Origin of the sequence: Luteibacter sp., from assembly GCF_051958795.1 — a bacterium.
Classification (GTDB): Bacteria; Pseudomonadota; Gammaproteobacteria; order Xanthomonadales; family Rhodanobacteraceae; genus Luteibacter.
In genome coordinates this window covers 1-8,998 of record NZ_JBQCFT010000021.1, presented here as the reverse complement: position 1 = coordinate 8,998, position 8,998 = coordinate 1, and the positions used below count along the sequence as shown (strand labels likewise).

8 protein-coding genes are annotated in these 8,998 nt (G+C 68.2%); 5 read left to right on the top strand and 3 right to left on the bottom strand.

Annotated features, from left to right (window positions below):
- Positions 1–45 precede the first annotated feature (45 nt).
- Genes agaR through ACTHLF_RS01420 form a run of 3 tightly spaced genes read right to left on the bottom strand, consistent with a single transcriptional unit; the run spans position 46 to position 2,998 of the window.
- Positions 46–849, bottom strand: a complete 804-nt coding sequence (agaR, locus tag ACTHLF_RS01430; protein WP_440324191.1) for a transcriptional repressor AgaR — start codon at positions 847–849, stop codon at positions 46–48.
- A gap of 11 nt (positions 850–860) precedes the next feature.
- Positions 861–2,081: an amidohydrolase family protein gene (locus tag ACTHLF_RS01425; RefSeq protein ID WP_440324189.1), complete on the bottom strand. Its 1,221-nt coding sequence runs from the start codon at positions 2,079–2,081 to the stop codon at positions 861–863.
- Positions 2,082–2,092: 11 nt separating this feature from the next.
- Entirely contained in the window at positions 2,093–2,998 is a 906-nt protein-coding gene (locus ACTHLF_RS01420) for a class I fructose-bisphosphate aldolase (protein ID WP_440324188.1), read from the bottom strand.
- Positions 2,999–3,077: 79 nt separating this feature from the next.
- On the opposite strand from ACTHLF_RS01420, the gene ACTHLF_RS01415 reads away from it, so the two are divergent.
- The 5 genes from ACTHLF_RS01415 to ACTHLF_RS01395 all read left to right on the top strand — a co-directional run.
- Positions 3,078–4,253, top strand: a complete 1,176-nt coding sequence (locus tag ACTHLF_RS01415) for an SIS domain-containing protein (RefSeq protein ID WP_440324186.1) — start codon at positions 3,078–3,080, stop codon at positions 4,251–4,253.
- Complete coding sequence (locus tag ACTHLF_RS01410) at positions 4,250–5,173, top strand: carbohydrate kinase family protein (protein ID WP_440324184.1); 924 nt, start codon at positions 4,250–4,252, stop codon at positions 5,171–5,173. Before ACTHLF_RS01415 ends, ACTHLF_RS01410 begins: the two co-directional genes overlap by 4 nt.
- Positions 5,170–6,093, top strand: coding sequence for a 1-phosphofructokinase family hexose kinase (locus tag ACTHLF_RS01405; protein WP_440324182.1), 924 nt, complete (start codon positions 5,170–5,172; stop codon positions 6,091–6,093). Before ACTHLF_RS01410 ends, ACTHLF_RS01405 begins: the two co-directional genes overlap by 4 nt.
- 42 nt (positions 6,094–6,135) lie before the next feature.
- Complete coding sequence (locus ACTHLF_RS01400) at positions 6,136–8,073, top strand: enterotoxin (RefSeq protein ID WP_440324180.1); 1,938 nt, start codon at positions 6,136–6,138, stop codon at positions 8,071–8,073.
- A 134-nt stretch (positions 8,074–8,207) separates the two neighbouring features.
- Positions 8,208–8,998 (top strand): TonB-dependent receptor plug domain-containing protein (locus ACTHLF_RS01395; RefSeq protein ID WP_440324179.1); only part of this gene is annotated, 791 nt, incomplete at its 3' end.

Genomic DNA, 8,998 nt, shown 5'->3' with positions numbered 1-8,998 from the left:
GTCCACCCCCCCCCCCCCGCCCCCCCCCCCCCCGCTCCCACAGATTCAGACCAACTGCACTTCCACACCCTGCTCGCGTAGCGCGTGCACGGCGTCCTTCGGCGCGGTCGTGTCGGTGATCACCACGTTGAGGCCGCTGATCGGGGTGATGACGGCGAGGCTGCGCTGGCCGAACTTGCTGGCGTCGAGCACGGCAACCACTTCGCGCGAGCACTTCACCATCATGCTGTTGAGGCTCGCCTCCTGCGGGTCGGGCGTGGTCACCCCGACCTTCGGGTCCAGGCCATCGACGCCGAGGAAGAGTCGGTCGGCCGAGAGGCGCGACAGCGCGCGTTCCGCATCGGTACCGACCAAAGAATACGAGGTCTGCCGGAGCATGCCGCCGAGCATCATCACCCGCACGGTCGGCAGGCCGCTGAGTTCCAGCGCGATGTTCAGGGCGTTGGTGATGACGGTGAGCGAGGTCCACTTGCGCTGGCGGATGCAGCGCGCGATTTCCACGGTGGTGGAACCCGAGTCGAGGATGATGGTTTCGCCATCGGCGACCATCCGTGCCGCGGCATCGCCGATGCGGCGCTTCTCGGCCAGCCGGCGGGTCTCCTTGATCGGCAGCGGCACATCCTGCGGCGAGGGCTCGGCCGGGACGGCACCGCCGTGCGAGCGCTTGGCAAGGCCGGCAAGTTCCAGGGCTTCAAGATCGCCGCGGATCGTGACGGCGGAGACGCCGTAGCGGGCGACCAGGTCATCGACGGTGACGCGGCCATCCTCACGCAGGAGATCGACGACGGCACGACGGCGTTCTTCGATCAGCAATTTCTTCGGCGGCGCCTTCACGCGTCGTTCGCTCATCTCTTGGCGGTTCAGTCCAGGCGCAGGAGGCGCGCCGCGTTGTCATGGTAGACCTTGCGCAGGATAGCCGAAGACAGGCCCAGGCCGTAGATCGACCATCGTCCCTGGGGCGGCGTCTCGGCCGGCGCGTAGTCGAAATACTCGTCCTCGGACTCGAGGAAGCGGTAGTAGATCTCGTAGAGCTCATCGCACAGGCGCTGCTGCGGTACGGCGTCCCCATACGGCGGGGGCACGGCATCCGTGCCGAACAGCACGCGGTCCTGGAAGCGCTCGATGAACGCCCGGCTGCGCCGCGGCTGCCGCCCCAGTTCGCCGATCCGGGCGCTGATATCGACGAGCGCGTTGGAGAAGCGGGCCAGCGTGCCGGCGAGATCGTCCAGCCGTTCGCCCTGGTTACCCACGTGGAGCAAAACGAAGGTGGTGGCGGGGTGGCGGGCGATGACGCGGTCGCGTGCTGCCATGAGCTCGGCATGCGTCGGGTAATCCCGGCCGTAGAAGGACCAGTCGGGATGCTGGGCCAGCTCTTCGTAGCGCTCGTTGTGCCGGTCGGTCGGCGTGAAGAAGGCCAGCGGGTCGGCCGTGTGCAGGAAGACGGGAAGGCCGTGCGCGGCGCAGGTCTCCCACATCGGATCGAAGCGGGGATCGTCCAGCCCCACCAGTGCGCCGGTGTCGATGCCTTCGCGCAGGTAGAGGCCGAGCGTTTTCAGCAGCTTCAGGCCGCGGGCGCCAAGCCGTGCCGCGTCGGCCAGCGCCTCCGCCTGTAGCGCGGGGTAACCGGCCTCGCCGAACAGGTGGAACGAAGGCTCGGTGAGCGTGAGGAAGCGTCCCGGTGCTGCGCGGTCGAAGCGCGCGATCGAGTCTTCCAGCCCCCGGCCCACGCCGCCGGTCAGGTTCACCATGCAGCGGATGCCCTTGCGGTCCATCAGCGGCAGCAAGTCGCCCGGGGTGGTGAACTGCACCATTTCCTCGCCCAGCGACACGCCGCCGCGCGTGCGCTTCATCCAGGTCAGGTGGGTGTGCATGTCGATGACCGGGAAGCGCGGCGTCTCGATGCGGGTGCCCGTGGTGGCGAGCATGCTGCGCGGTGCGAAATCCACCAGGCGCAGGCTCGCATCGACCGGGGCGGTTTCCAGCGGATTCTTGCCCGTGTCACCGCCCGCCGAGGCTCGGGCGGCCGGCGGTGAACAGCACAGGCAGCCGGCCCAGGCCTCGTCGTGGCGGTCGTCAGTCATCGAAGGGCCTTTCAGCGCGAATAGCGTTGCATGATGTCATGCACCTGGCGGGTCAGCGCCACCGCCTGTTCGAACGGGCGCAGCCACATGTTGCGGCCGAACATCACGCCCGTCGCGCCTTGCTGCATGTAGAACTCCACCTTGCGCAGCACCGCGTCGTCATCGTCATTCTTTTCGCCGCCGGAGAACAGCACGATGGTGCGGCCAGCCGAGCGAACGACGCGGGAGGTGCGGCCCGCCGCATCTTCGTCGAGCGAGGCGTAGGGGCCGGGCACGCCATCGCGCCGATCATCGGGTTCGTGCAGCTTGACGATATCCGCGCCCACTTCCAGCGCGACGCGCGCGGCATAGTCCTGTGCGTAGAGCGAGCCCTTGCCGCCACGCGCATCGATCGCCGCCCCACGCGGGTACGACCACAGCACCAGCGGCATGCCGAAGCGGTCGCAATCCTCGCGTACCTTGCGCAACTGGCGCAGTTCGTCGTGCTGGCGCGGCGAACCGACGTACAGCGTATAACCGACCGCATCGGCGCCCAGGCGCACGGCGTCTTCAACCGAAGCGAACTGGGGCGAGGTGGCGTCGCCATCGCCCGGGATATTGGTCTTGCCGTTGAGCTTCAGGATCAGCGGTACCCGGCCGGCATACTGGCCGATGTACTTCTGCGCCAGGCCGATGCCGAGGGCGATCGCGGAAAAGCCGCCCGCTTCGGCGAGCCGGAACTGGTAATCGGGATCGAGCGCCGGTGGGTGCGGGAAGAAATCGGTCGGGCCGTGCTCGAGGCCCTGGTCGAGGGGCAGGACGAGCAGAGTGCCGTTGCCCGGCCCGTGGCCGTAGAGCATCCGCTGCAGGCGCGTGCGCTTGCCCGGCGGAAGGTCGAGCGTGGCGAGGGTGGGGGTCTGGTGCGTCGGGGCTTGCATGTCGTGATTCCTCGGGGATACCCTGCAATCGAAAGTTTCGTTATCTTTCGTTTTCAACCTAGCGTAAGTCAAGTCCTTTATGACCGTCCCTTCCAGTGAATCCGTTCCGTCCCTTGCCGGCCTGCGCGGGATGCCCGAGGCCCGCCAGCGGGAACTAGGCTACGCCGACACCCTGCGCGAGATCCTGCAGCAGCCTGCCACGTGGCGTGCCACGGCCGGGTCGCAGGGCGCCGCCTTCCGCACCGCGCTTGATCATGCGCTCGGCGGCCGCCCGCCGCAGGTGGTCCTGACGGGGTCGGGCAGTTCGGTGTACGTGGGCGAAGCGCTCGCCCCCGTGTTGCAGGCGGAACTGGGCATCCCGTCGCGGGCGATCCCCGCGGGCGACCTGCTCACGCACCGTGCCGGCGTGTTGCCGGGGCCGGAAGGCCTGCTCGTCTCCATCGCGCGCTCTGGCGATAGCCCGGAAAGCGTCGGCGCCGTCGATGCCGTGCTGGCGAACGCGCCCGGCTGGCGGCACCTCGTCGTGACCTGCAATGCGCATGGTCGTCTCGCCACGCGCTACGCCAGCGAAGCACGGGTCGATGTCATCGTGCTCGATCCGTGCACCAACGACCGTAGCCTGGTGATGACCAGCAGTTTCACCAACATGCTCCTCGCCGGCAGCGCACTGGGCGCGACCCGCCCGGCCGATGGCGCGGCCGCGCTGGTCGAGCGCGTGTTCGACGTGTACGCCGATGCGCTGGCAGCCATTGCGGCGGGCGAACGCGATACCGCGGTATACCTTGGCAGCGCCGGCGCTTATGGCGCGGCGCGCGAATCGGCGTTGAAGATGCTCGAAATGAGCGGTGGCGATACGGTGACCCTCGCCGAAAGCTTCCTGGGCTTCCGCCATGGCCCCATGGCCTGGTTGAACCGGGGCGGCGTCCTGGTCGCCTTCCTGTCGGGTGATGCCGGCATTCGCGCTTACGAATCCGACCTGCTGCGCGAGCTCAACGCCAAGGGGCTCGGCGCCACGCGCGTCGTCGTCGGCCAGGATATCGACCCCGCGCTGGTGGGTGACGGTGGGCTGTCGATTGACCTGCCCGGGTTGTATGCCTTGCCGCCCGCGCAGCAGTTGCTCGTGCACACGGTGGTCGGCCAGCTGTTCGCGTTCTTCCGCTGCCTGCAGCTGGGCCACCGACCGGATACGCCTTCCGAAGGCGTGCTCACCCGCGTGGTCGGTGAGTTCACGCTGCATGAGGGCGGAGCAGCGTGAGCACCATCGTCGTCGCTGGCGAAATGAACGTCGACCTGATCCTGACGGGTATCGACGGTGCGCCGGCGTTCGGCACCGAGAGGTTGGCCCGTGGCGCGAGCCAGGTGCCCGGCAGCTCGTCCATGATCTGCGCGATGGGCCTTGCCCGGCTGGGCGACACCGTACGTTTCATCGGCCGCGCGGGTGACGACGAACGCGGCCGCTACTGCGTGGCCGCGCTACGCGAAGCGGGCATCGATACCGCCGCGGTCATCATGGACGCGGACCAGGAAACCGGCCTGACCGTGGCACTCTCGGGTGCGCACGATCGCGCGCTGGTGACTTATCCGGGAGCCATCGCGGCGCTGCATGCCAGCGACGTGCCCGACGCCGCGCTCGTGGGTGCGACCCACCTGCACGTGTCGTCGTACTTCCTGCAGACAAACCTCCAGGGAAGCATCGCGGCGCTGTTCGGCCGCGCCCGTGCGGCGGGCCTGAGTGTTTCGCTCGATCCCGGCTTCGATCCGGACGGTACCTGGGATGCCGGTTTGCTTGAGGTCCTCCCCCTCGTAGACGTCTTCCTTCCGAATGCGCTGGAGGCGTGTGCCCTCGCCGGCACGGATGATGTCGAGGCGGCCTTGCATCGGCTGGCTTCGCTCGGCCCGGCCGTGGTGATCAAGCACGGCCGCGAAGGCTGCCTCACGCTCCATGACGGCGCGGTGCTTCGCGTCCCGACGTTCCGTGTCGATGCCATCGACACCACCGGAGCCGGTGACAACTTCAACGCGGGCTTCCTCCACGCGTGGCTGGGCGGCCAGCCCATGGCCACGTGCCTGCGCTGGGCGGCCGCGTGCGGTGCGCTTTCGACACGGGCGCTGGGCGGCACGCCGGCGCAGGCGGGCAGGGAAGAAGTGCTCGCGCTGCTGGGTGTTTACGCATGATCACCGTCGCCGGATTCAACAGCGCCATCGATCGTCTGGTCGATGTGTCCGCATTGCGGGCCGGCACGGTGGTGCGCTCGTCGCCGGCGGATGAGCGCCCCGGGGGCAAAGGCGTGCATGTCGCGCAAACGCTGGCGACGCTCGGCGTGCCGGTGACCCTGGTCGGCCTGTGCGATGACGCGCACGCGGCGGAGTTCGGCGAGCGGCTGCGCCTGCGCGGTGTCAATTTTCGCGCGGTCCGTTCGCCCGTGCCGTTGCGTCAGTGCCTCGCCATTCGTGAGGCGGATGGGCGAATCACCGAGATCCTCGAGCGCAGTGATGACCCCGGCGAGGACACCCGCTTCGTGCTGGACCAGGTGCTACGCCACTGGGCCGGCGAAAGCGACGCAGTCGTGTTCACGGGCAGCCTGCCGCCAGGGTTCGATCCGGGGTACTACGCAGGCGTGAGTTCGGAGCTTGCCTTGCCGTGTGCGATCGATGCCAGCGGTGACGCCCTGCGTGCCGCGGCCGAAGCCTCGCCCTGGCTTCTCAAGCCCAATGCGGCCGAAGCGGCCGACCTGCTCGGTGCACCGGTGACGACGCTCGCCGAAGCGATGGCGGTGGCGCGCATGCTCCACGCGCGCGGGGTGCGCCATGCGGTGCTGACGCTGGGCGCCGAGGGTGCCGTCGGGGTCGACGAGCACGGTGCGTGGCAGGCATCGCTGTCCGTCGCGGGAGTGCGCAACGCGGTCGGCTCGGGCGATTGCTTCCTTGGCGGCCTGGTGGCCTCGCTCGTGCGCGGCGAGAGCCTCGCCGACGCCTTGCGCCTGGCCGTGGCCTGCGGCGCGGCCAACGCGCTGGGCGACGAAACGGGATTCATACGGCTCGATACGGTGGACGGCCTGCGGCCGCTCGTCCGCATCGAGGGCATCACCACATAGCAACGGTTCGGGAGAGTGTGGATGGGGAAGGCAGGAATTCGGATGCGTGCGCTGGTCGCCGCCTGTGCGATGACGCTGGCGCCGCTGGCCATGGCGGACACCTTCGGCACGGGCGCGATGACGCTCGCGTGGAAGGTCGCCGACGGCAAGGTGACCGACGTGGTCACTACCGACCACATCAACCAGCGCGAGCTGCCGATCGCGGTGCCGTTCCAGCTCACGCTTGCCGATGGCAGCGTGCTGGGGCCGGATGCCTTCCGCCTCGAAGGCAAGCCGCATGCCACGACGCTGAAGGCGGACCCCAAGGCCTCGCGTGGTGCCGAGCGCCTGCCCGGCAAGGCGTTGCAGGCGCGTTTCACGGACCCCGGGCAGCGCTTCCGCATCGATGTGTCCTGGGTGCAGCGCGAAGGTTCCGACTACCTGCGTGAAATCGTGACGATCAGTGCGCTCAAGGCCGATGAACCATTGCGCCGTGTCGACCTGCTGCAGGCGAAGATTGCCGACTCCGAGGTGGTGGGCAGCGTCGATGGCTCACCGGTCATCTCCGGGCGCGACTGGTTCGGTTTCGAGAACCCGCTGTCGAAGAGCCTGGTGAGCGGCGGCACGAAGGTGCAGCTTTGGGTGGAGCGTGAGCTCCCCCTGCGCAAGGGCACGTCGGTCACGTATTCAGCCGCGCTCGGTGCGACCCACGATAACCAGCTGCGCCGCGATTTCCTCACGTATATCGAGCGCGAACGCGCGCATCCTTACCGCACCTTCCTGCACTACAACTCCTGGTACGACATCGGCTACTTCACGCCGTACACCGAGCAGCAGGCACTGGAGCGCATCCACCACATCGGCGAGGAACTCGCGACGAAGCGTGGGGTGACGCTCGATTCCTTCCTGTTCGACGACGGCTGGGACGACTACAGCGGCAGCTGGGCGTTCAGCAAGGATTTCCCGCACGGCTTCAAGCCGCTGGCCGAAGCCGCGAAAGCGTACGGCGCGGCGCCCGGCATGTGGCTCTCGCCCTGGGGCGGCTATGGCCCGCCCTCGAAGGAGCGTGCGAAGCGGGCGGGTGAAGCCGGTTACGAGATCGTCGACAAAGGCATGGCCCTGTCGGGCCCGAAGTACTACCAGCGCTTCCATGACGTGACCACGGCACTGGTGAAGGACAACGGCGTCAACCAGTTCAAGTTCGACGGCACCGGCAACGCCAACAAGGTCTTCCCCGGCAGCGTGTTCGATAGCGATTTCGATGCGGCGATCCACCTGATCGACGACCTGCGTGCGGCGAAGCCCGATCTGTTCGTCAACCTGACCACGGGCACGCTCGCGTCGCCGTTCTGGCTGATGTACGCCGACTCGATCTGGCGCGATGGCGAGGACGATGAGCTGGTGGGCGTCGGCAGCAAGCGCGAGCGCTGGATCACCTATCGCGACCGCGAGACGTACCACAACATCGTGGAGAAGGGCCCGCTGTTCCCGCTGAATTCGCTGATGCTGCACGGGATCATCTACGCGCGGGAGAATCGCAAGCTCAACACCGACCCAGGGCATGATTTCGCCAACGAGGTGCACTCGTACTTCGGCAGCGGCACGGCATTGCAGGAGCTGTACATCACGCCCGAACTGCTCACGAGCGAGGATTGGGACACGCTGGCCGAGGCAGCGCGCTGGTCGCGCACGAACGCCGGCGTGCTCCGCGATACGCACTGGGTCGGCGGCGATCCAGGCCGGCTCGATGTGTATGGCTGGGCGTCGTGGACGCCGACGAAGGCCATCCTCACGTTGCGAAACCCTTCTGACCAGGCGCAGGCGTTCGTCGTCGACCTGGCGCGGCAACTCGAACTGCCACCGGGCGCGAAACGCCAGTTCCAGGCGCGCAGCCCGTGGAAGGCCGATGCCGCGACACCGGCACGCACGCTCGATGCGGATACGCCGACCACGATGACGTTGCAGCCTTTCCCGGTCGTGACACTCGAACTGACACCGTAAGCCATTCACGCCCCCGAGCCACGGGGGCGCCAACCAGGCCGACTTCAGCGATCGCGGGGGCTCCATCGCGAGGGCCGGCTGTTGCCGCCATTCCGGGAAAAGCCGGGTGGCTAACGAGACGGGGAGAGCAGGGCATGAGGTATCGCAAGCGTGTGCTGGCCGCGGTGATCGCGGCGGGCCTGGCCAGCGGGGGTGCGTTGGCGCAATCGACGACGGGCGCGATCAGCGGCCAGGTCGCGCAAGGCGCCGGTGACACGGTGCACATCGAGAGTGGCACGGGCTTCCAGCGTGATGTGCCGGTCGATGCCCGAGGACGCTACGCCATCGCGCAGCTTCCCCTGGGTAACTACACCGTGTCGTTGCGCAAGGCGGGCGCGACGGTGCAGTCGCACGCGAACGTCGCGCTTCGCGTGGGTGCCGCCACGGATGTGTCGTTCGCCGCACCCGTCGCCGTGTCGTCTGAGGGCGCGCAGGAGCTCGCGGGCGTCTCCGTGTCGGCCAGCACCCTCCCGCCCATCGACGTGGCCAGCGTCGATTCCCGCACGGTGATCACATCCCAGCAGCTGGCGAAGCTTCCACGGGGCTTCAGCGCCGAGGCCGCCGCGCGCCTCGCGCCGGGCGTGGTCGGCAACGCAGGCGGTTTCACCGGGCCCACGGGGCAGTCACTGATCAGCTTCGGCGGGTCGGCGGCCAACGAGAACGCGTACTACATCAACGGATTCAATACGACCGATCCGCTGCAGGCAGCCGGTGGCCTGACCTTGCCGTACGGCTCGATCGACCAGCAGGAGGTGTATACCGGCGGCTACAGTGCCCAGTACGGCCGCTCCGACGGCGGCGTGCTGAACATGGTCGGCAAGCGCGGCACCAATGACTGGCACTTCGGCGGCAAGCTGAGTTGGGATCCGGCGTCGCTGCGCGCGTC